A 22,291-nucleotide genomic window follows, 5' to 3' on the forward strand; every position below is an offset into this window, starting at 1 on the left:
CGCGTGACTTGGTGCGGACACGGCGGGGGCTCCGATCGGGCTGGAGGGGGAGGTTCGACCAAAAGTGAACGAATATTTAACTTACCCGATCTCGGTCGTACCGCGTTCCCGTGGCGTGTCGTCAGTCGCGCTCGACCTCGCGCAGTTCGCCGACGTCGTAGACGAAGCCGCGGACAGCCGTGTTGTGCAGCAGGAACGGATCGGACTCGACCCGGGCGATCGACTGGCGTACGTCGGCCTCCGGCTCGGCGAACGACTCCGGCGCCCAGCGGGGCCGCAGGCCGGTGTCGGACTCGATCTGGTCCTTGAGGTCGTCGTCGCGGAAGGTGAGCATCCCGCAGTCCGTGTGGTGGATCAGGACGATCTCCTCGGTACCCAGCAGACGCTGGCTGATCGTCAGCGAGCGCAGGACGTCGTCGGTGACGACCCCGCCGGCGTTGCGGAGGACGTGCGCGTCGCCCTCGGTCAGGCCCAGCAGTCCGTACGGGTTGAGACGGGCGTCCATGCAGGCCACCACGGCGATCTTCCGCCCGGGCGGCATGGGCAGGTCGCCCTTGTCGAAGTCGGCCTGGTAGGCCTTGGCGGCCTCGAGCAGTTCGTCGGTGACGGTCATGGCCGAAGGCTAGTCCCGTTTCGGCGGCCCGGCCAGGGTTCGTCTCGCGCTGCCGGACACCCGGCGCGGGGGGTCAGATGCCCCCCACGGCACGGCAGGTCAGGCGGGGGAGCGCAACGGCATCTCGTGGACCTCGCGCACGAACTCCGGCAGTGGCCCGGCCGTGCGCAGGACCTCGGCGATCGACGGATCCGCCAAATGCAGACGACCCACGGAGATGAGGTCGAACTCGCCGCGCTCCATGCACTCCACGACCGCATCGATGTTGTCCGCGGCGATGGCCGGTTTGCCCGACTTCTGCTCGCGCAGGGACGTCCCGATCCCCACCCCGCCCACGGCGCCGGATGGCAGGCCGGTGAGCCTGCGGGCCCATCCGGCCAGGGTCACCTCGCCGTCGTCACCTCCCAGGTCGGGGAATGCCGCGTCGCCGAACCGCCTGGTCGAGGCGTCGAGCAGATCGACCCCGGCCTCGGCGAGTGCGCCCAGGTAGACGCCCAGTTCGTCGGGAGTGGTCGCCTTGCGGACCGTGTAGTCCTGCTGGGTGTGCTGGGAGAAGCGGTAGAACAGCGGCGCGTCGGGACCGATCGCGGCGCGGACGGCGGACACGACCGCGGCAGGGAAGCGACTGCGTGCGGCCAGGTCGCCGCCCCAGTCGTCGGTGCGGCGGTTGGTGTCGGCCCAGACGAACGCGTCGAGCAGGTACCCGTGGCCGCCGTGCAGCGTCACGCCGTCGAAACCGGCGTCCATCGCCAGGCGCGCGGAGCGGGCGAACGCATCGATGACCTCGGAGATGTCGGTGTCGGTCATCGGCGGCACCTCGGGCGACCAGCGGGCGACGCTCCGCTCGGAGTACGTGGTGACACCCGGGGTGCCCCACCGGCCGGACGGGCGCATGGGGTGCATCTCCATCAGCCGGTCGCGGTGGGCCCGGTCGAAGCGGGCGTTCGCGCCCCAGAGCGGGCCGACGTGCCAGAGCTGGGCGATGATCCGGCCGCCGGCGGCGTGGACGGCGTCGGTGACCACACGCCAGGCCGATACGGATTCCGGCGTGTCGAGGCGGGGGATCCACGAATGGTCGACCGAGGTCGGGTGGTCGACGCCGATGCCCTCGGTGACGACGAGCCCGGTTCCGCCTGCGGCCCGGTCGGCGTAGTAGTCGCGATTGACCTCGTCCGGCAGGCCGTCGGGGCATCCCATGCGCGTCATGGGGGACATGACGAGGCGATTGGCCAGGTGGAGTGACCGGACCTCGAGGGGACGGAACAGGGCCTCACGGCCCGGGGCGACCGGCGGGGTGGCGATACGCGACGTCATGATGCGCGACCTCTTTGTTTCCTCGGGCGGTCGTCTCGGGCCTCGATCTCGAGACTCTCGCGGATTGACGAGTGTCAGTTGTGATCGAGGTTACCTAAGCGGGTCGGCGGATGCCGCATCGGCGGTGGCCGCGCTGGACATCCCACCTAACCTGCGGCGTCCGCGAGCGCGACCCGGATCGCGTCGTCGACCCCGGTCATCCGCCACCCCTCCGGGAACAGGTCCGCGGCGGGATCGCCGACCACCATGTCGTGTTGCAGGCTCTCGATCAGCGCACTGACCGTCGCTCCGTCCTGATCCACCAGGGGTGCCAGTCCGGCGGCGACGAGGTCCCACGGCACCCCGGGCACGGGGAGGCGCACCGTCGGCAACCCGGCGATGCGGGAGTAGCGCGCGAGCAGTGCGGGATAGGTCAGGGCCTCCCCGCAGCCGAGGTCCGCGTGGCCGGTCCGGGGCTCACCGTCCAGGGCATGGCACAGGGCCTCCACGACGTCCCGTTCGGCGACGGGCTCGACCCTCCGGTGCCGCATCCATCGGGGCACGGGCTGAACGGGGAGCAGTTCGCAGAGCGTGCGGAGGACCTCGAAACTCGTCGAGCCCGCGCCCAGGATCACCCCGGCCCGCAGCGTGAACACGGGTGTCGGCCCGGCCGAGAGCAGCGATTCCACCTCGAGCCGCGACGCCATGTGTTGCGAGAGCGGCAGCCGGTCATCCCCCGAGGGGGCCAGTCCGGAGACGTAGACACATCGCTCCGTGCCGGCGGCGGCCATCGCCTGGCGCATCGCCTCCGCGCCCTCGGCGTCCTCGCGGCGGAAGTCGGCACCGCCGCCCATCCGGTGGACCAGGTAGACCACCTCGTCGACCCCGTCGAGGGCGGCCGCGAGACTCGCCGGGTCGAGGACGTCGCACCGCACGGTCTCGACCCGATCGGACCAGGGGTGCGTCGCGGCACGGCCGGGGTTCGTGACGCCGGCCCGGACGCGGTGACCGCGATCGAGCAGGGCGGGTACCAGGCGCGAGCCGAGATACCCGCCGGATCCCACGACCAGGACGGTCATTCCGCGTCGAGATCCTGCTCGATGAGCGCGGCGATCTCGGCCACCGCGTCGGCGTCCTCTCCGCTGACGGTCACCGTGGCGCCCTTCTCGGCGCCGAGCGCCATGATGAGCATCGCGGAGGCGGCGTCGGCCTCCTCGTCGTCGTAGGCGATCTCGATGTCGGTCTCGTACTTCTCGGCGGCCTCGGCGATGATCCCCGCGGGGCGGGCGTGGAGGCCCTCGGCCGATCCGACGGTGACGGTGGTGCTGGGCATGGTGACTCCTCTGTTGTATTCGGGTGGCCCGGGGGGTTCCCCCGTCATCGTGCAGGCTCGCGCCTCAGGCCGCGACCGGCTGTGCCGCCGCGGCCGGGGCCGGGGTGGGCTCGCGGCGGGTGGTCTTGGCGACCACCACGGCCGCGCACGCGACGAGGGTGCCGGCGAGGATCGCCAGGAGGTAGCCCCAGACCGGGTTGATGGCGAACACCACGAACAGCCCGCCGTGGGGCGCGTACGACTCGACCGAGAACGCCATGATGAGCGCACCGGTCACAGCACCACCGGCCATCATCGACGGGATGACGCGGAGCGGGTCGGCGGCGGCGAACGGGATCGCCCCCTCGGTGATGAAGCTGGCGCCCAGCAGGAACGCGGCGCGGCCGTTCTCCTGCTCCACCGGGCTGAACAGGCGCTTGCGCACGACGGTCGCCAGGCCCATCGCCAGTGGCGGAACCATGCCGGCGGCCATCACCGCGGCCATGATCCGCAGCGTCGCCGGGTTGTCGGCGACCAGCCCGGCCGTGGCGAACGTGTACGCCGCCTTGTTGATCGGCCCGCCCAGGTCGAAACACATCATCAGACCCAGGATGACGCCCAGCAGGATCACCGAGGAGCCGGTCATGCCGCCCAGCCACGACTCCATGGCGGAGGTCAGGGAGGCCAGCGGACGGCCGAGCAGCAGGAACATCAGCAGGCCGATCGCCAGCGAGCCGATGAGCGGGATGAGGACCACCGGCATGAGACCGGCGAGCCAGCGCGGCGTCTTCCAGGTGGTCATCCACCGCACGAGGTAGCCGGCGAGGATGCCGGTGACGAGCGCGCCGATGAACCCGGCGCCGAGGGTCGCCGACAGCGCGCCGCCGACGAAGCCCGGTGCGATGCCGGGACGGTCGGCCAGGCCGTAGGCGATGTAGCCCGACAGGACCGCGATCATGAAGCCCATCGCGGCCTGGCCGATCGCGAACAGGACGGCTCCCATGTAGAGCCGCAGCCCGGAGTGGGTGAGGGCCTCGGCCCCGGCGGTCCCGGCGGACACGATCTCACCGTCGAGGTACCACACCTCGCCGGGCAGGTCGGTGAGTGAGAACCCGGTGGCGAGCTCCTCCCACACGAACGCCACGTCGTACCCGGCGAACAGGAACCCCAGCGCGAGCAGGAGCCCGCCGGCGGCGACGAAGGGGATCATGTACGACACACCGGTCATGACGGCGCGCTGCAGACCGCGAGCCCAGTGCTCGTCGGAGCCGGACCCGCCCGAGCCGGAGCCGCCGTCGGCGGCGCCGGAGTCCGACGACACGCGCCGCGCCCGGGGGTCCTGGGCTGCGGCCAGCGCCTCGTCGAGGACCTGGTCGGGCGCGTCGATGGCCTTCTTGACCCCGTACTCGACGACGGGTTTGCCGGCGAACCGGCCGCGGTCGCGCACCCCGACGTCCGTGGCGAACACGACCGCGTCCGCGGCCTCGATCACCGCCGCGTCGAGGGGGGTGGCCCCGGCCGAGCCCTGGGTCTCCACGTGCAGTTCGACGCCGCGCGCCTCCGCGGCCTGGGCGAGCGAGTCGGCGGCCATGTAGGTGTGGGCGATACCGGTGGGGCAGGCGGTCACCGCGACCACCCGGGCCGGCGCCGCGCCCGATGCCGCGCCGGGGGTCGAGGCCGAGGACGACGACGACGAGGTCTTCTCCTCCGGCCTGAGCACGCCCTCGATGACCGCGACCGCCTCGTCCGGCGTGGCGGCCGACCGGAGGGAGTCCACGAACTCGGAGCGCACCAGGTTTCGGGCGAGGGTGGCCAGGATCTTCAGGTGCTCCTTGCCGCCGCCCGCGGGGGCGCCGATCATCAGCACGAGGTCGGCGGGCCCGTCCTTGGCGCCGAAGTCCACGGGCGGGTCGAGCCGCGCGAAGGCCAGGCTCGGTTCGGACACCGCCTCGGACTTGCAGTGCGGGATCGCGATCCCGCCCTTCATACCGGTGGCCGCCTTGTCCTCGCGGGCGAACAGATCGCGTACGAGCGCGTCGTGATCGTCGGCCCGGCCGGCGTCGACGAGGGTCCGGGCCAGCGCCCGGATCACCTCCTGTTTGGTGGCGCCGAGGTCGGCGTCGAGCCGCACCGCGGCGGTCTCGATGATCGGCTGGTTCATTGCCGTGCTCCGTGTTCTTTCGAGGGTGCTGGGTGAGAGGGGCTGGGTGAGAGGGGCTGGGTGAGAGGGGCTGGGAGGCGGTCTGCGGGTGCAGGACGCCGGTGCGGCGGGTCAGTCGAGCCGCCGGACCGTGGCGCGGAAGGTGGTCGGGTCGAGGCCCAGCGGCAGTCCGGTACCGGGCAGTGAGGCGGCGACGCTGCCGTGGTGGACCGCCCAGACCAGCCGGTCCCGCGGCGGGAGTCCGCGGGCCTCGGCCAGCAGATATCCCGCGAGCGCGGAGTCGCCGGCCCCCACGGTGGATCTGACCTGCACGGCAGGAGCGTTCGCGAACCACGCCTCGTCGTCGTCGACCAGGACGGCACCGGCGCCGCCCAGGGTGACCAGGGCCGCGCCCACGCCGCGGGCGCGCAACGCCCGCGCGGCATCCACCACGGGGTCCGTGTCGCCGGCGGCGGCGCGACGCTCCAGCTCGGAGCCGTCGACGCCGGCCAGCTGCCCGAGCTCCTCGCCGTTGGGTTTGACCAGGTCGGGCGCCGCGTCGGGCAGCCGTGCCGCGAGGGCGGCCAGTGGCGCGTCGGAGGTGTCGACGGCGAGGCGGGCCCCCGCGGGGCGGAGCGCACCGACCAGGTCCGCGTAGAAGTCGTCCGGCACACCGCGCGGCAGGGACCCGCACAGCACCACCCACGTCGCGTCACCGGCGAGGGCGGCGATCGTGGAGCGGGCCCGGTCGATCGTGGCGCCGTCGAGCTCGGGCCCGGGGGCGTTGATCTTGGTGGTGGTTCCGGCGGGGTCCGCGAGGGTGAGGTTGATCCGCACGGCGCCGTGCGCGGGGACGACGGACGTCGCGACGCCTGCCCCGGCGCACATCGTCACGAACGGGTCGTCCGCCGGGGCCGGGAACACCGCCTGCGCCCGGACCCCTCCGCCGGTGAGGACGCGGGCGACGTTGACGCCCTTCCCGCCCGGGGAGTCGTCGACGGCCGCGATGCGGTTGACCCCGCCCACGGTGAGCGGCGCGGGCAGTTGCGCGGTCCGGTCCACCGACGGGTTCATGGTGAGGGTGACGATCATGGCAGCACGACCTCGATTCCGTGGGTGTCCAGTGCCGAGGCCAGCGGGCCCGGCGGGGGAGCGTCGGTGACCAGGACGTCGACCCCGTCCAGCGGGGCGAACGAGACCAGGAACTCGTGCCCGAACTTGCTCGAGTCCGCGAGTACCACCACCCGGCGGGCCGCCCGGCACATGGCGTTCTTGACCGCCGCCTCGTCCGGGTCCTGGGTGGTGAGGCCGCGCTCGGGGTGGAGGCCGTTCGTGCCCACGAAGGCGACGTCGACCCGGATCGACTCCAGCGCCCGGAGCACCGACGGACCCACGCACGCCCCCGTGAGGCCGCGGACCGTCCCGCCGAGGACGTGGAGGTCCTCCGACGCCGCGCGGTGCAGGCCGTCGGCGATGGGGACCGAGTTCGTGATGAGGGTGAGGCCGTGGTCGGCGGGCAGCGATTCGGCCAGGCGGTCCGTGGTGGAGCCGGCATCGAGCAGGGCCGCGCCCCCCACGGCCGGGAGCAGCCGCAACGCAGCCCGGCCGATCGCGGACTTCGCGTCCACGTTCTCCGACCGCCGCGCGGCCAGGGTGCGTTCGACGCGGCCACCGGGCACCGCCGGGACCGCCCCGCCGTGGGTGCGTTCGAGGTGCCCCTCGGATTCCAGGAGCGACAGGTCTCGGCGGATCGTCTCGGCACTCACGTCGAGGTCGGCCGCGAGTTCGGCGACGGTCACCCGCCCGGAGGCGGCCAGCGCCTCCGTGATGTGTCGCCGTCGTTCGCTCCCGTACATGGGCTCCGACCTCTCCGCTGTGGTGACCGATTGTGTTGGATTCTGCCCGATACGGTTGGAAAGTCAAGCCGATTTAGTTATTCTCGTCACATAACCGATCGATGAGCCGGACGAGGGCGTCCGGTCCGCTAGGAGTTCCCATGACGCAGCAGTCGAAGTCCGGGACGGTCATCCGCGGCACCGGCGTGGTCGCCGGACTGGCCTACGGGCCCGCCCGGTGGGTCGTCAGGCAGGATGTCCTCGACCCGGGGGCCGCGGGCGCGGCGGTCGACCCGGGGGCCGCGGGCGCGGCGGGAACCGGGACGGCGACGGGAGCCGAGGCAGCGGGTGCGCCGGACGAGGCGCAGATCGAGAAGGGCCGCGAACGCTTCGTCGCAGCGGCCCGGACCGTGGCCGACCGACTGGATCAACGGGCCGCCCTCGCCACCGGCGTCAGTGCAGAGGTCCTGTCCGCCAACGCCGTCCTCGCCCGGGACCGTGGCTGGGCCAAGGCGGTGGTCAAGGAACTGAAGAAGGGCGTGGCGGTCGAGGCCGCGGCGGTGGCGGCCACGGAGACCTTCGCCGCGATGTTCGCGCGTGTCGGCGGTCGGCAGGCCGAACGCATCACCGACCTCCGCGACATCTGCGCGCGCGTGGTGGCCGAGCTGCGCGGCCTGCCCGAACCGGGCGTCCCCGACTTCGACGCGCCGGGCGTGCTCATGGCCGACGACCTCGCCCCGGCGGACACCGCCGGGCTCGACCCGGCCATGGTGCTGGCGATCGTCTGCGAGCACGGCGGGCCCACCTCACACACGGCGATCATCGCCCGGCAGCTCGGCATCCCGTGCATGGTCGCCGCCGGGGGACTCGCCGCGATCGCCGACGGCGCCGACGTGCTGGTGGACGCCGCCGCGGGCACGGTCACCGTCGATCCCGAGGAGGGCCCGGCCCGAGCGGCGGCCGAGGCGGACCGGCGCGCCCGGGCCGCCGCCGCCGACTGGAGCGGCCCCGCCGTGCTGGCCGACGGGCACGCCGTGCGCCTGCTGGCCAACGTCCAGGACGGTGAGGGGGCCGAGAACGCGGCGTCGGGCCCGGCCGGCGGGATCGGCCTGTTCCGCACCGAGCTGGCGTTCCTCGACCGGGCCGCCGAACCGACCCACGACGAGCAGGTCGACCTCTACGCCCGGGTCCTGGCCGCATTCCCGGACGGCCGGGTCGTCACGAGGACCCTCGATGCGGGCTCGGACAAACCGCTGGCGTTCGCGGGCATGACCGAGGAGGACAACCCCGCTCTGGGCGTCCGCGGCATCCGCGTGGACCTCATCGACCCCGGGCTGCTGGACCGGCAGCTCGACGCCCTCGCCGCGGCCGGCCGCCGGGTGGGCGGGGCACAGTCCTCACCGTGGGTCATGGCCCCCATGGTCGCCACCGTCGACGAGGCCCGCGACTTCGCCGACCGGTGCCGTCGGCGCGGCCTGACCCCCGGGATCATGGTCGAGGTGCCGTCGGTCGCGGTGGCCGTCGACAGGTTCCTCCCGCACGTGGACTTCCTGTCGATCGGCACCAACGACCTCACGCAGTACGTCATGGCCGCCGACCGGATGTCGTCCGACCTGGCAGCCCTCACCGACCCCTGGCAACCCGCCGTGCTCCGGCTCATCCGGGCGGTTGCCGAGGCCGCGGGCCGGTCGCCGGACGGTCGCACGATCCCGGTCGGGGTGTGCGGTGAGGCGGCGGCGGACCCCAACCTGGCGTGCGTCCTGCTGGGGCTCGGAGTCAGCTCGCTCTCCGTGGCCACCGCCGCGCTGCCGTTCGTCGGGGCGGCTCTGGCAGGGGTCACCCTCGAGCAGTGCCGGGAGCTCGCGGCCCTGGCGTTGGACAGTGACACGGCGCTCGAGGCCAGGGACGCGGTGCTGGCCGCCCGGAGCTGACCGTCCCGCTCGGCGCGGCCGTCCCGCTCGGTGCGACCGTCCCGCTCTGCGCGACCGGGCTGTGGTGCCCGGATCGCGGAGGTACCGTCGATGACGACGGAAGGGATTCGACTGTGGACCTGACCATCGACACGGCGGACGGCACCGCGGAGGCGTTCGTCTCGCGGCCCGAGACCGCCGAGCACGACGTGCCGGGCGTGCTGCTGTTCCCGGACATCGTCGGTCTGAGGCCGCAGATACGCACGATGATGGATCGCATCGCGAGCTGGGGTTACGTCGTCCTCGCGCCGAACGTCTTCTACCGCTCCGGCACCGTCGACGACCTGGCCCCGACCGTCGATCTACGCGAACCGGGCGAGCGGGACGGCTACATCGCGAAGGTATTCCCTCTGAGGGAGGGACTCACCTCGGACCTGTCGCGACCGGACACCGCCGCCTACCTGGACGCGCTGCTGACGCTGCCCGGGGTCACCGGCGACGTGGGGGTCATCGGCTACTGCATGGGAGCGCGACTCGCGTTGCGCGCGGGCGGGGACCACACGGACCGCGTCGCCACCGTCGGGGGATTCCACGGCGGCGGGCTGGCGACGGACGAGAGCGACAGTCCCCACCTGAGTCTCGCGACCACCCGGGCCGCCGTCCTCCTGCGTCACGCTGACGACGACCCGTCGATGCCGCGGGAAGGGATGGACGTCATCGCGTCCCTGGCCCGGGAATCCGGTGTGCCCCTGGACCAGGACGTCTACCCCGGTGCCCCCCACGGGTACTCGATGGCGGATACGTCGATGTACGACGAGACCGCCGCGGAACGGCACTTCGAGGACCTGCGCGAGCACCTGGCACGGCGCCTCGCGCGCCACGGCGAATGAGCTGAGCCCGGACGGAGACCCCCGGCCCACCGCGGCCCTCACGGCCCCTCGGTTACTCCCGCCCGTCACGATGAACTCTCGCCTGCCCGCCGGGGCACGCGAGACGCCAGGCGCGGGAGCGGCTGCGTGGTGGGCGGTCAGGCGGGGGCGCGAGACGCCAGGCGCGGGAGCGGATGCAGGGCGGGCCGGTGGGCAAGGCGCCAGGCTCGGGAGCGAGACGCCAGGCGCGGGAGCGGATGCCGGGAGGTCCGGGGCGCAGTGGTGCGTCCCGCCCCGGGACGTCAGACGTCGACGGTCTCCGAGGGGCCCGAGCGGGCCAGGGCCGCGAGCTGGCGGGTCGTCGCTCCCGGCAGGTACGCCCGGCCGATCGCCACCCCGATTCGCGGCAGGTCCGCCTCGTCGCGGAAACACAGGTAGACGGGCTCGATCCTCGGATTGAACTTCGACTTGAACTGGTGGAGCGACCGGAACCCGTAGTAGGGCTCGAGTGCCTGACCCAGCAGATCGAGTCCGCGGTCGAGGACGGCCACCTCGTCGTCGTCGCCACTACGCGCCAACGGGGCACCGGACAACGAGACGTAGTCGGCGCCTTCGTCCTTGAACTCCAGCGCGGAGCGGGCGATGAGGAACTCGACCATGTTGTTCGCGCCGGGGCCGTTGCGCTTGCGCATGAGATCCAGGGTCCAGCCGCGTACCCCACCGTCGGGCTCGCCGCGGTAGACCGGCAGCCAGGACAGCGCCGCCTGGACCACCCCGCCGGAGTCCACGGCCAGCGCGATGCGGACGTCGTCGTCGAGCGCCTCCTCGACCGTGCCGAGCGTGAAGCCCATTTCCGGCAGCTCCTTGTCTCCGACCCACTGCTCGGAGATCTCCCGCACCTGCGCCAGCACCGCCGCTGGTTGCTCGCGCAGCAGTCCCGAGACGTAGGTGGTGCCGCTCTTGTCCGCCTTGTTCATCGCGGACCGGATCTTCTGCCACTTCTTGCCCGCGAAGGCCAGGTCGGGAAGATCCATGATGGTGTCCTCGGCGATCTGCAGCGCCCGCCACCCGTGCGCGCGCATCCGGTCGGCCGTCTCCCCGGATACCGAGAACAGGCACGGGACGGCGGCCTGCGCCTCGGCGAAGTCGACGAACGAACTCAGCAGCACGTCGCGATCGGCGGGGTCGGCGACCGGGTCGGCCAGCGCGATGATGGTGCCGACGTGCATCCGGTACCCCACGACGCCCGCCGAGTCGGGGCCCGCGGTGCTGGTGCCCGCGCCGAAGAAGTAGTTCATCGGCTGCCACGTGATCATCCACGACATCGTGCTGCCGCCGTGGCGCCGGATGAGCTCACGGACGCGCTCCACCACGTCGTCGGAATGGACGCGCGACCCGGTCACCCGTCGCCGCACCCGCACGCCGAACGCGCCCCGGCCCACCACCAGCAGCACGGCCTCGCCCACCCAGAGCAGACCGGTACCGAGGGTGACGGCGCCGAGGGACTCGAAGTCCGCGGCGACGACCAGGACCGTGACGACGAGGGTGACCACCGCGGTGACCAGGGCATAGGCGAGGGCCACGCCCCACGCTGCCCGGTAGCCACGGCGCAGCAGCTCCGCCGTGGCCGCGGCGATGAGGACGGACAGGAGCATGCCGACCAGGTTCACGTCCTCGGCCTCGGTGGGTCCGAGGGGGCCGTCGGAGGGCAGGAAGTACACCACCACGTGGACCGCGGCGATGAACCACATGCCCGCCGACACCACGAGCCGGGTCTCCCGTCGCGTCCGCGGCCGCAGGCCGTGCTCGGTGCCGGAGAAGAACCGCTCGCCGACGGCGAGGAACACCACGAACGCGATGAAGTGGGTGAGGTCGGCCAGGCTCCCGACGAACAGGAACGACACGATCACATAGCCGTAGAGCAGCGCCCGCGCGCGCAGTCGCCAGGGCGAGACGAGGGTGGCCGTGGCGGCGGCGAGCACGGCGATCACCGCGGTCGAGCAGCCGACGTCCAGCACCACCGACAGCTCCGTGGCCCACTCCCAGCCGACCGCGTCGCCGGGGACGATCACGGCGACCGCCCCGAGCACGCCGATGAGCTGCCCGACGGCCGCGGTCAGCGCGGTCCGCACCGGGCCCAGGCGCCACTCGCCCATCCCGATACCGGCCGCCACCAGCACCAGCAGGGACACGTGCTGCAGCGGGGTGAGCCCGAGCCAGGGCCCGGTCACGAGTGTCCACCAGCGGCCGCCCTCCAACGCGGGCACGCCATAGGCGACCTCGGGGAACCAGGTGGCGTCGCCCGCGCTGCGCCACAGGGCCTCGAACACCACCCCGGTGACGAGCAGCGCGGCGACGATCACCGCCGTGACGGGGAGCCGCCGCGCCGCCGTGGCGACCGCGCGGGCGACGGCGGCCACGGGCGAGGGTGCGGCGGGCTCGTCGGACTTCTCGGTCAACTGGTCGGTGCTCACGAGGTCCTCCGGGGGCGGCGCACGGCGAGGGGCCGGGGTGGGGGCGGATGGTCCAAGTATGGAGCCGTCGGCATGAGTGTGCGGTTATTTCCCCAGCGAAAGGGCTGTGACCACCGTCTCTACGGACGTCCGGTCGGCACCGGTGAGCCCGAGCACGGGCCGGGGCAGACAGTTCTCCGCGGCCAGCCCGAGGATCTCGGCGACGGCCGCGACCACCCGCAGGCTGCCGTGCGCGGAGAAGAGTTCCCACAGCGGCGCCAGCCCGGCGGACTCGGCCAACGCCTCCTCGGCCCGACCGGACAGCGCCGCCCGCGCGATCGCCAGGGCGGGGCCCGGGACGGTGCCGGCCAGCACCGAGTACCAGCTGTCGCAGCCCGCGAGCAGTGCCGCCGCGGCCGAGGGGTCGCCGGAGACCCCCAGGCCCACACGCTCGGGCACCGCGGAGCGCAGTCGGGCGAGGTGCTCACGCGCCGCTGCGGGCTCCGCCGGCGGCGGCGGGATCTTGATCGAGGCCACCTGCGGGAGTTCGACCAGTCGCAGGTAGAGCTCGGGCGTGAATCCGAAACGGGTGGTGCCGGGGTTGTCGTAGACCACCAGTGGCACGGAGAGTTCACCGGCGACGTCCGTGTACAGGCCCATCACGTCGTCGTCGGTGAGCGGCTGGTAGCTCATGGGCGCGAGCATCACCGCCGAGGCGCCGGCCGCCTGCGCGTCGTGGGCGAGGGCCTGCGCGTGGGAGGTCCGCAGGGCACTGATCCCGACGATCACCGGAACCCCCGCCGCGTGTCGGACGGTCGCCTCGGCGACCCGGCGCCGCTCCTCGCGGTCGAGGTAGGCATACGAACCGGTGGAACCGAGCGCACCGATCGAGTCGACGCCCGCGCGTACCAGTCGCTCGATGATCGCCGCATAGGCGCTCTCGTCGACCCGGTCATCGCTCATAGGTGTGAGCGGGAAGGCGCTCAGGCCGGTCGTCACGTGCCCGGTCACAGCGTGAGGACCCGCCCGCACACCACCAGGTGCACCTCGTCGCAGCACTCGGCGACGGACTGGTTGAGCGCGCCCAGCAGGTCTCGGAACACGGCGCCCGAGCGGTACGGGGGCACGACCCCGGATCCGACCTCGTTGGTCACCAGCACCACGTCGTCGCGGGCGGTGAGGGCGGCGCAGAGGGCGTCGGTCCGTTCGTCGACGGCGGCGCGCGCCTCGTCGGCGGGGGCGTCCCACAGTCCCAGGTCGTCGACGGTGGCGGTGAGCCAGGTGCCCAGGCAGTCGATGAGGACCGGGCCGGGGGCGTGGCGCAGCGCGGAGGCCACATCGGGGGACTCGAGGGTGCGCCACCCCGCGGGCCGGTGTGCCCGGTGGTGGTCGACGCGTGCTGCCCAGTCGGGGTCGTCGAGCTCGTCGGCGGGGCGGCCCGGCGCGACGAACGTCACCGTGTCGGTGCCGCCGAGCAGTCGCACCGCGTGCCGGGACTTGCCGGATCGGACGCCGCCGGTCACCAGGACGCGCGTCATCCCCGCCGCCCCCGGCCGCCGGCGAGGGCCGGGCCGGAGAACAGGGCCAGTCCCACGACGAAGCCGAAGTCGTACCAGTTGCCGTTGTTGTTCACCTCGTAGATCGTCACGGTGTCGGTGAACAGGGAGATGACGAAGGTGACGGGGAGGATGATCCCGTGCCACAGGCCGAGGAGGAACCCCGCGCCGGTGGGGGCGACGTCGACGTTGGGTCCGGCCGCGCACGCGCCGAGGGTGAGGACGACGACGAGGAGGACACCGGCGGCCAGCCCGGCCCGTGACCGGGTGTTCACTACCGCCGCCCGCGGGTGAAGTAGAGGAGCGGCCCGATGAAGTTGATCGCGATGATCGCGGCCCACTTGCCCTTGGAGCCCCGCACCTTCGCCGCGGGCCGGGAGGCGAGGTCCGCCCACGCGGTCGCGGCGAGTGACACCTGCACCGAGATGAGGGTGAGCAGGACCGTCTTCTGCGTGTCGGTCAGGTCGTTCCAGCGCTTCTTCGTGGCCACGGCGTACCCCTCCGGATCGGGTTTTTCTTATCCTAGGCGCTGCCCGGCGCGAGGGATACGGCGTTCGCGGCGTCTGCGGCTTTTTCGCGCGGGGTTACCGGGCAACAGCCGGGTTCGGAGGCCCGAGCCGGGGTACCACCCGGCGGACAGCAGGATGAGGATGACGAGGTCGACCACGTCGCCCCCGTAGTACATGAGCTGCGCGCCGGCGCGGGCGTCGGCCGGGTCCACGCCGGCGGGCGGGGGCGCGTAGAGCCACTTGGCGAGGATCGAGTGGGCGGCGATGAACACCACCAGCACGGTCGCGCGGACGCGCAGCGAGGCGCAGTGCGGGTTGGGGTCCGGGCCGATCATCGCCACGGTGAACGCGATCCCGGCCAGCAGGACGTGGACGTGGACCAGCAGGTGCAGGGCCATCGACCGGTGCATGAGCTCGAAGAGGTCGGTCGCGTAGAGGAGCCACAGTCCGCCGCCGTTGAGGATGGCGGCGACGACCGGGTGGGTGACCACCCGTGCGGGCGGAGAGCGCAGGACGGCGGACACGGTGCACGCGCCCGCCGTCGGGAGCGTCCGCAGGGCCAGGGTGACCGGGGCCGCCAGCACGAGGAGCAGCGGGCCGATCATGCCCACGAGCAGGTGGGTGGCCATGTGGGCCGTGAAGTCGTGGCGGGCCGCCTCCGCGAGCGGACCGGCCCAGCCGACGCCCACACTGGTCAGCCCGGCGATCCAGACGGCGGTGCGCCACCCGGCCCACGGTCCGCGGTCGCGGTGCCGGTACACACCGAGCAGATAGACGGTGAGGGTCAGGACGAGGACGGCCGGTCCGACGGACTCGAGGATCCACCACTCGGCGGCGACGGGGGTCGAGTGGTCTCCCGGCGAGGTGTCGACCACTCCGGCGCCTCCCGACGTGGCGTCGTGACCGTGGTGCGCGTGTCCGGCGTCCACCGTCGATCAGCTCCGGGGCCGCCGAATCGTGGGGGCCGGCAGAGCTGTGTTCCTGGTCCGGCGCAGCATGACCAGGCCGATCGTCAGCAGGATGATCGCGGAGAGGATCCACACCAGGTCGTAGACGAGCAGGTCCACGCCGTAGCGGATCTGGTGGATGCCGAGGAGCTTGTGGAACACGATCCCGTCGACCAGTTGGAAGAACCCGATGCCGGTGAGGACCGCCCCGGCCCAGCGGGTCCACGGGACGGCGATCTGCTGGCGGACGTCGGCGAACGTGAACAGTCCCCACACGGTGATCAGCCAGGTCGCCCCGTGGAACAGGCCGTCAGCGACCAGCGCCGTCGTCGTGGTGGACAGGTCGTAGAAGTGGTGCCACTGCAGGAGCAGGTGAAAGACGAACAGGTCGATGACCGAGCCGGCGATCCCGCACCCGAAGAGGAATCCCGAGAGCACCAGGCGTCGCCCGGCGGTCGGATCGGGTGCGGGATCAGGTACGGGCCCGGCGGCGGGGGCGGGCGTCGACGGCGTGGGCATGGGCGGTCGCCGTGGTCAGCTCGCGGTGGCGGTGTCGGATTCGTCCTCCGGTTTCCCGGCCTTCTTCCACTCGGCCCGTTCCTTCATCTCCCTGGGACGGAAGTAGAGCAGTCCGGACAGGACGGCGACGAGGAAGACGACCAGCATGGTGATGAACAGCGGCCAGACGCCGGTGAGGAAGATGATCGGCACGGCCATCGCGGTGACGAGTCCGCCGCCGAAGAACGGTTCGAAGACGAGCTGCTTGTAGCCGAACGCCTCGAACGCGGGGCTCTGGGCATCGGGGTCGACGATGCGCATGAGGATGAGGCCGGTGGCGGTGACGCCCATCGACTGGCCGAAGTCTCCGATGCCGCGCTCGAACCAGTAGCGGCCGATGATCCGCGGTGCCAGCCAGAGGAAGATGCCGACGTTGACCAGGATGCCGGCCACGGCGAGGATCGTGAAGGCGCCGATGTTCTCGCCGATCGCCTGCAGGGACAGGGTGCCTATCGCCGCGACGATGAGGAAGTCGAGCGCCCAGCCCTGGATCCGCAGCATGATCTGCGGGTCGATCACGTGTGCCACGCCCAGCTTGGTCGCGACCACCTGGACGATGACGCCGCCGAGCAGGGCGCTGGCGGAGCAGCGGGGACGGTGGTTGCTCATGCACTGGTACGAGGTGGCGGTGATCGTGCTGCCCATGTTGCGTCCGCTGCGCCTGCTCCGGCTGGTGACGTTGTTGGGGGTGATGCATCGTTCGGCGGGCACCGCGGTGCGCGGCCAGGTCATCACCTACGCGGCGGGGTGGACGGCGGTGCTCCTAGTGGTGTCATCGCTCGCGATGCTCGACGCTGAACGAGGCGCGCCCGGAGCGTCGATCTCCAGCTACGGGGAGGCACTGTGGTGGTCGGCGGTCACGGTCACGACGGTGGGGTACGGCGACTACTCCCCGGTGACCGCGGTGGGCAGGGCGATCGCCGTGGGGCTGATGATCGCGGGAATCGCCCTGCTGGGTGTGGTCACGGCGACGCTCGCCTCATGGATCGTCGAGCGGGTCGGTGAGCAGGACGACGCCAATCAGGCGGCGACCCGGGCCCAGGTGGCCGAGCTGACACGGGAACTCGCAGCGCTGCGCCGTGAACTGTCCGCAGCGCCGGCGCCCGGGCGCCCGGCCGAGGAGGGGGGCGGGCGCCCGGCCGGGGACTCGCGTGACCACCCGCCCGGCGGCTCGTCCGTATCGTCGGGGCCATGACCACGGACACCGCACGTCCCCTCACTCTCGGAACCCGGTACGCAAGCGAGTTCCCGGAACTGGGTGTGCCGTGGAAGGCCGCGGAGGCGTCCGGGCCGCGGCTGCTCGTGCTCAACGACGCGCTGGTCGACGAGCTCGGCCTGGACGCCGACTACCTGCGTGGCGAGGAGGGCGTGCGGGTGCTGACGGGCACTCACGTGCCGGACGGGGCCACGCCGGTCGCCCAGGCCTATGCCGGACACCAGTTCGGCGGGTACTCGCCCCGGCTCGGCGACGGGCGGGCCCTGCTGATGGGGGAGCTGCCCGATGGCCGTGACCTGCACCTCAAGGGTTCGGGGCGCACCCCGTTCGCCCGCGGTGGCGACGGACTGGCCGCGGTCGGCCCCATGCTCCGCGAGTACGTCATCAGCGAGGCGATGCACGCGCTCGGCGTCCCCACCACCCGCTCGCTCGCCGTGGTGGCCACCGGGAACACCGTGTACCGCGAGTCGCCGCTGCCGGGCGCGGTGCTGGCCCGCGTCGCCGCGAGCCACCTGAGGGTGGGGACGTTCCAGTTCGCGCGATCGGTCGACGACGACGAGCTGCTGCGTCGGCTGGCCGACCACGCCATCGCCCGGCATCACCCGCACGCCGCCGACGCGGAGAACCCGTACCTGGAGCTGTTCGCGTCCGTGCTCCGCGGCCAGGCGGAGCTCGTGGCCCGCTGGATGCTCCTCGGGTTCATCCACGGCGTCATGAACACGGACAACACCACCATCTCGGGCGAGACCATCGACTACGGGCCGTGCGCCTTCATGGATGAGTTCGACCCGGCCACGGTCTTCAGCTCCATCGACACCGGTGGCCGCTACGCCTACGCCAACCAGCCGCCGGTTCTGCAGTGGAACCTCGCCCGGTTCGCCGAGACCCTCGTCCCGCTGGTCGACCCGGACCAGGACGAGGCGGTCCGGCTCCTCACCGAGGTGCTGGGCACGTTCCCGGAGCACTACCAGCGGGCGTGGACGGCCGGGATGCGCGCCAAGATCGGCCTGCCGGACGAGGTCGGGGACACCGAGGCGACCGACCTCATCGACGAGCTGTCCCGGCTGCTCAGCGCGACGCGGGCCGACTACACCGGCTTCTTCCGCGCGCTCGGGGCGGCCGCGGACGGGGATGATCAGCCGGTGCGCGAGCTGGTCGGAGCGCTCGCGGAGGGCTGGGTGACGACATGGCGGGCCCGTCGACCCGACCGGGGATCGATGGACCGGGTCAACCCGATCTACATCCCGCGCAATCATCTCGTCGAGGAGGCCCTCGACGCGGCCACGGCAGGGGACCTGGGGCCGCTGTCCGAACTCCTCGTCGTCGTCACCGACCCCTACACCCGGCGCGCCGGTTACGAGCGCTATGAACGTCCCGCCCCTCCCGAGGCCGCGCCGCACGTCACCTACTGCGGTACCTGACGCGCCTCCCCAGCAGTACGCGCGTATTGATACGAAACATTTATCTTCCGTGGGTGCTGTTTGTCAGCCGTTCGTACGACAATGAGGTTGTCACATCAATCTTACGGCCGGGCCGTGAGACGGGCGGGAGGCCACCACGTGCGACTACTCATCGCGGACAGCGACGGCGGGTACCGCCAGCCCTCGGCCATTCTCGGACGGTTCGTCGACGACCTCGTTGAATGGACAGGCGCCCGGGAGGCCGTTCGGGTGCAGTGGCCGGCGCCCGGGTCGGGTCGGCTCCGGCGGTCGCACACCTGGGAATCGGCGTCCGCGGCCGGGGTGGCCGACCTCAACCGCCTCGTCCATCTCCACCCGTCCGACGACCTCGTGCTCATCGGGGCGTGCTGCGGCACCCGGGTGATCCACGACTGGATGGACGCCCACCCGGAGGATTTCGACCGGGTCGCCGCCGTGGGGTTGATCGCCGACCCGTTCCGGCCGCGCGACCGCTGGCTCGTCGGCACGTCCGATCCGGGCGGGCAGGGCGTGGCGGGACCGCGCCGCGGACCGATCCCCGAGCGCACCCACTGGGTGTCGGTGCCGGGCGATCCGCTGAGCGGCGTGCAGCCGTCGAACCTTCTCCGCGGCGCCGTGAGGGACTCGGACCTGACGCCCGTCCAGGTCTACGACGAGCTGATCGAGAACCTCCCCGACTCCCGCACCCGGGTCGCCCTGCGTCTGCACGTCGTGGAGCATCCCGGACGGTGGTCGCCCCATCTGCTCCGTCAGCTCGACGACGTCACCGACACCCTGCTGACCTATCGCGACGCGGGGTACGCCGCTCTGTACGAAGCCGACGTCGACGGCGCCTCCCCGCTGGCGCGGCTCGCGAGGGTCATCGCGGATCAGGTCGCGGCCGACCAGGCCGCCTGAGCGGTTCGGTACACCCAGGCGGTTCGGTACAGCTGGACGGTTCGGTACGGCTGGACGGTTCGGTACGGCTAGACGGTCGCCGGGACCGGACGGCGGCTCCGGAGCAACTCCTCGAACCGCGCGGCCGGGCCCGGAGTGGGTAGGCGACCCTCGTTCGCGTCGGCGAGCAGAGAGTTGACCGTCTCGCGCGCACACGTCTTGTTGGAGCCGATGAACCCGCGCGGACCCCGCTTGATCCACCCGACCACGTAGAGCCCGGGCACCTCGCGGCCGTCGGCGGCGTCGAGGACGCGGCCCTCGCGGCTGGGGATGGTCGCGGACGCGGGGTCGAACGGCACCCCGGGCACCGCCACGCCGCGGTAGCCCACCGAGCCCAGGACCAGGCCCGCCGCGAGGGTCTCCGCGGAGCCCGGGCGAGGCACGGCGCGCACCCGGCCGTGGGAGTCGGTGACCGGTTCCGTGCGCACGACCCGCAGGCCCTCGGTCCGCGCGGTGCCCACGACTTCCACGGGCGCGGTCGCGAAACGCAGGATGATCCGGCGACGAGGGGTCGTCTCCGCGGTCCCGCGGCTCGGCCGGTCGGCGATCCGGGCAAGGAGTTCCAGCTTCAGGCGGCCCTGTCTGGTGGTCGCGGCGTCCGGGTCGATGCCGTCGGGGGCGTCGACGCGCAGGTCGATGTCCTCCCGTGCGTCGAGTCCGACCAGCTCGGGCAGGGTGAACGCCGCGTGCTCGGGGCCGCGACGGCCGAGAACCACGACCTCGCGGACCCGGCTGCCGCGCAGCGCCTCGAGGGCGTGGCGGGCGATGGAGGTGCCCGCGAGCCGCTCCGGGTCGGTGGCCAGGATCCGGGCGACGTCCAGTGCCACGTTGCCGTTGCCGACGATCACCGCCCGCTCGTGATCCAGCGGGACGTCGGCGTCGGCGTGGTCGGGATGGTCGTTGTACCACCCGACGACCCGCGTGGCCGACGTGCTCCCCGGCAGGTCGACCCCCGGGATGTCCAGGGGGCGGTCCGTCCCGGCCCCGGTCGCGTACACCACCGCATGGTGGTGGGCCGCCACCTCCTCGGCGGTGATGTCCTCGCCGACGTGCACGCCGAGCCGGTAGCCGAACCCGGGCTGCTCCTCGATCGCGGTGAACAGGTCCGCGACCGCGCGGGTGCTGGTGTGGTCGGGCGCCACCCCGTGTCGGGCGAGCCCGTGGGGGACGGGGAGCCGATCGAACACCGTCACCTCCACGCCGGGCTGGCGGAGGAGCTCGTCGGCCGCGTACAGCGCGGCGGGGCCGGCTCCCACGACCGCGACCCGCAGGGTCGTCCGGGTGGGGCCGAGGCGGACGATCGTGGGGACGCGGGCCTGGGGCCTGCTCGGCCGGTCGTCCCCGGTCAGTGCCTCGTTGATCCCGAGGAAGTCCTGCTGCTCGGGGGCCAACGCGGTGTGCGGGACGATCGCCCCGACCGGGCACGCCCCCACGCACGCCCCGCAGTCCACGCAGGACACCGGGTCGATGTAGAGCATCTCGGCGGTGGCGAAGTCGGGCTCGTCGGGGGTCGGGTGGATGCAGTTGACCGGGCAGGCGTGGACGCATGAGGCGTCCGCGCAGCAGGCCTGTGTGACGACGTGGGGCATGTCGGCGGCCTAGTCGCGGAACGCCACGGGCGGCTCGCCGCGGTACCGGGAGGGGCGCCCGTCGATCTTCAGGGCCTTCCACACCCGCCGCGCGGCCGGGTTCATCAGGCCCGAGTCCTCGGCGAGCTTGCGGACGTCGCCGAAGAGGTCCGACAGGAACCGCTGCGACTCGGGGCTGTCCCAGTACAGCTCGCGGACGACCTCGTCCGGGATGTCGAACGTCTCGCGGAACTCCTTGGTGGGCTTGAGGATCGCGTCGCACAGCACCCGCATGATCACGGGGAAGGCCAGCGACACGAGGAACGACTCGTTGCGCGACATCCGCGGGGCGTTGCGGGCCACGTAGGTGTGCGCGAACGAGATGTGCCGGGCCTCCTCGGCCACGTGGATCTCCATGATCCGGGACAGGACCGGCGGCAGGGTGTCCGAGTTGCGCAGGACCTGCTTCTGGGTGTGGTCGATGGGTTCCTCACCGGCCAGGACGCCGATGAAGAACGCCACCGGGAACGGGCCCGCGGCGAGCGGGATGATCGGGGACAGCCGCCGGATCCACCGCGCCATGCCGGGCACGTCGGCGCCGATGCGGTTCACGCCCTGCTGGAACATCTGGGTGTGGTGGCATTCCTCGGTGGCCTCGTGGGTGAGGTACCGGAACTCCGCGGCGCCGTTCTGGCTCTTGAAGACGTACTGCATGATCCCGCGGATGAGGATGTTCTCGAACTGCAGGCCGACCTTCATGATGTTGGCCTGACGCCACAGGCCGATCGCGATCTGCTTCTCCCGGGGCAGCCCCAGGTACCACGGGTGGCCGCCGAGCGGGTCGATCCCGGCGGGCAGGATCCAGCGCTCGTCGGTGGGGTCCACCGCGAAGTCCGGGTCGTCCCACGGGATGTCCTTGAAGGCGTCGAAGCTGCGGTGGACCGAGGCGTGCGACAGGCGCCGGAGCGTGTCCTCGTACTCCTCGGTGGTGGCCGACGGGGAGGGGGCGACAGTGGTCATGGCTCATCCTTCCGGTTCCCGACTCGTGGATCGGGAGCGTGGACTGCAGATCGACGGTGACAGAGTGACATCCGCGATCTATTTGTACCTGACGCTAGACACGCAGAGGCGATTCGT

General features: G+C 72.3%; 22 protein-coding genes. 5 read left to right on the plus strand and 17 right to left on the minus strand.

Annotated elements, in window-relative coordinates; genetic code table 11:
• Positions 1-121 precede the first annotated feature (121 nt).
• The 7 genes from G6R20_RS15355 to G6R20_RS15385 form a co-directional block, all read right to left on the minus strand.
• The gene (locus tag G6R20_RS15355; RefSeq protein ID WP_163376883.1) at positions 122-613 is read right to left on the minus strand and encodes a carbonic anhydrase; all 492 of its coding nucleotides are present in this window, start codon (positions 611-613) and stop codon (positions 122-124) included.
• 99 nt (positions 614-712) lie between these two features.
• Entirely contained in the window at positions 713-1,927 is a 1,215-nt protein-coding gene (locus G6R20_RS15360) for a 12-oxophytodienoate reductase (protein ID WP_163376884.1), read from the minus strand.
• A gap of 146 nt (positions 1,928-2,073) precedes the next feature.
• Positions 2,074-2,985, minus strand: coding sequence for an NAD(P)H-binding protein (locus G6R20_RS15365; protein WP_163376885.1), 912 nt, complete (start codon positions 2,983-2,985; stop codon positions 2,074-2,076).
• On the minus strand, positions 2,982-3,239 hold the full coding sequence (locus G6R20_RS15370) for an HPr family phosphocarrier protein (RefSeq protein ID WP_096906493.1): 258 nt from the start codon (positions 3,237-3,239) through the stop codon (positions 2,982-2,984). The genes G6R20_RS15365 and G6R20_RS15370 overlap by 4 nt, the downstream gene beginning before the upstream one ends.
• A 64-nt stretch (positions 3,240-3,303) precedes the next feature.
• Positions 3,304-5,379, minus strand: coding sequence for a fructose-specific PTS transporter subunit EIIC (locus G6R20_RS15375; protein ID WP_163376886.1), 2,076 nt, complete (start codon positions 5,377-5,379; stop codon positions 3,304-3,306).
• 111 nt (positions 5,380-5,490) lie between these two features.
• Positions 5,491-6,450, minus strand: coding sequence for a 1-phosphofructokinase family hexose kinase (locus G6R20_RS15380; protein ID WP_163376887.1), 960 nt, complete (start codon positions 6,448-6,450; stop codon positions 5,491-5,493).
• Positions 6,447-7,214 carry a DeoR/GlpR family DNA-binding transcription regulator gene (locus tag G6R20_RS15385; protein ID WP_163376888.1) on the minus strand — a complete coding sequence of 256 codons (768 nt, stop codon included), beginning with the start codon at positions 7,212-7,214 and terminating at the stop codon, positions 6,447-6,449. Before G6R20_RS15385 ends, G6R20_RS15380 begins: the two co-directional genes overlap by 4 nt.
• Positions 7,215-7,354: 140 nt before the next feature.
• Between G6R20_RS15385 and G6R20_RS15390 the strand changes: the two genes are divergently transcribed.
• Both G6R20_RS15390 and G6R20_RS15395 read left to right on the plus strand, forming a co-directional pair.
• A complete protein-coding gene (locus G6R20_RS15390) occupies positions 7,355-9,124 on the plus strand; it encodes a putative PEP-binding protein (RefSeq protein ID WP_163376889.1) in 1,770 nt (589 codons plus the stop codon).
• A gap of 113 nt (positions 9,125-9,237) precedes the next feature.
• A complete protein-coding gene (locus tag G6R20_RS15395; protein ID WP_240341503.1) occupies positions 9,238-9,993 on the plus strand; it encodes a dienelactone hydrolase family protein in 756 nt (251 codons plus the stop codon).
• A 281-nt stretch (positions 9,994-10,274) separates the two neighbouring features.
• On the opposite strand, the gene G6R20_RS15400 is transcribed toward G6R20_RS15395, so the two are convergent.
• The 8 genes from G6R20_RS15400 to G6R20_RS15435 all read right to left on the minus strand — a co-directional run bounded on the left by G6R20_RS15400 (position 10,275) and on the right by G6R20_RS15435 (position 16,640).
• Positions 10,275-12,446, minus strand: coding sequence for a DUF2156 domain-containing protein (locus G6R20_RS15400; RefSeq protein WP_163376890.1), 2,172 nt, complete (start codon positions 12,444-12,446; stop codon positions 10,275-10,277).
• Between the two features lie 84 nt (positions 12,447-12,530).
• Positions 12,531-13,484, minus strand: coding sequence for a dihydrodipicolinate synthase family protein (locus G6R20_RS15405; RefSeq protein ID WP_346010051.1), 954 nt, complete (start codon positions 13,482-13,484; stop codon positions 12,531-12,533).
• Positions 13,433-13,963, minus strand: coding sequence for a bifunctional adenosylcobinamide kinase/adenosylcobinamide-phosphate guanylyltransferase (locus G6R20_RS15410; protein ID WP_163376892.1), 531 nt, complete (start codon positions 13,961-13,963; stop codon positions 13,433-13,435). Before G6R20_RS15410 ends, G6R20_RS15405 begins: the two co-directional genes overlap by 52 nt.
• Positions 13,960-14,256, minus strand: a complete 297-nt coding sequence (locus G6R20_RS15415; protein ID WP_096906501.1) for a hypothetical protein — start codon at positions 14,254-14,256, stop codon at positions 13,960-13,962. The genes G6R20_RS15410 and G6R20_RS15415 overlap by 4 nt, the downstream gene beginning before the upstream one ends.
• Positions 14,256-14,471, minus strand: coding sequence for a hypothetical protein (locus G6R20_RS15420; protein WP_120285546.1), 216 nt, complete (start codon positions 14,469-14,471; stop codon positions 14,256-14,258). The genes G6R20_RS15415 and G6R20_RS15420 overlap by 1 nt, the downstream gene beginning before the upstream one ends.
• A gap of 27 nt (positions 14,472-14,498) precedes the next feature.
• A complete protein-coding gene (locus tag G6R20_RS15425) occupies positions 14,499-15,419 on the minus strand; it encodes a cytochrome c oxidase assembly protein (RefSeq protein ID WP_240341505.1) in 921 nt (306 codons plus the stop codon).
• A gap of 6 nt (positions 15,420-15,425) precedes the next feature.
• On the minus strand, positions 15,426-15,956 hold the full coding sequence (locus G6R20_RS15430; protein ID WP_163376893.1) for a DUF2243 domain-containing protein: 531 nt from the start codon (positions 15,954-15,956) through the stop codon (positions 15,426-15,428).
• 15 nt (positions 15,957-15,971) lie between these two features.
• Positions 15,972-16,640 carry a hypothetical protein gene (locus tag G6R20_RS15435; protein ID WP_240341512.1) on the minus strand — a complete coding sequence of 223 codons (669 nt, stop codon included), beginning with the start codon at positions 16,638-16,640 and terminating at the stop codon, positions 15,972-15,974.
• Here G6R20_RS15435 and G6R20_RS15440 point away from each other — a divergent pair.
• The 3 genes from G6R20_RS15440 (at position 16,603) to G6R20_RS15450 (ending at position 19,547) form a co-directional block, all read left to right on the plus strand.
• The gene (locus G6R20_RS15440; protein WP_346010052.1) at positions 16,603-17,190 is read left to right on the plus strand and encodes a potassium channel family protein; all 588 of its coding nucleotides are present in this window, start codon (positions 16,603-16,605) and stop codon (positions 17,188-17,190) included. The genes G6R20_RS15435 and G6R20_RS15440 overlap by 38 nt on opposite strands.
• Positions 17,187-18,632 carry a protein adenylyltransferase SelO gene (locus G6R20_RS15445; RefSeq protein ID WP_163376895.1) on the plus strand — a complete coding sequence of 482 codons (1,446 nt, stop codon included), beginning with the start codon at positions 17,187-17,189 and terminating at the stop codon, positions 18,630-18,632. Before G6R20_RS15440 ends, G6R20_RS15445 begins: the two co-directional genes overlap by 4 nt.
• Before the next feature lie 114 nt (positions 18,633-18,746).
• Complete coding sequence (locus G6R20_RS15450) at positions 18,747-19,547, plus strand: hypothetical protein (protein WP_163376896.1); 801 nt, start codon at positions 18,747-18,749, stop codon at positions 19,545-19,547.
• 68 nt (positions 19,548-19,615) lie between these two features.
• Here G6R20_RS15450 and G6R20_RS15455 read toward each other — a convergent pair whose 3' ends face one another.
• Both G6R20_RS15455 and G6R20_RS15460 read right to left on the minus strand, forming a co-directional pair.
• Positions 19,616-21,175 (minus strand): FAD-dependent oxidoreductase, encoded by a 1,560-nt coding sequence (locus G6R20_RS15455; RefSeq protein WP_163376897.1) that lies wholly within the window; start codon positions 21,173-21,175, stop codon positions 19,616-19,618.
• Positions 21,176-21,184: 9 nt separating this feature from the next.
• On the minus strand, positions 21,185-22,174 hold the full coding sequence (locus G6R20_RS15460; protein ID WP_163376898.1) for a diiron oxygenase: 990 nt from the start codon (positions 22,172-22,174) through the stop codon (positions 21,185-21,187).
• Positions 22,175-22,291: the final 117 nt, after the last annotated feature.

Source organism: Dietzia sp. Alg238-R159, assembly GCF_900537145.1.
Taxonomy (GTDB): domain Bacteria; phylum Actinomycetota; class Actinomycetes; order Mycobacteriales; family Mycobacteriaceae; genus Dietzia; species Dietzia kunjamensis.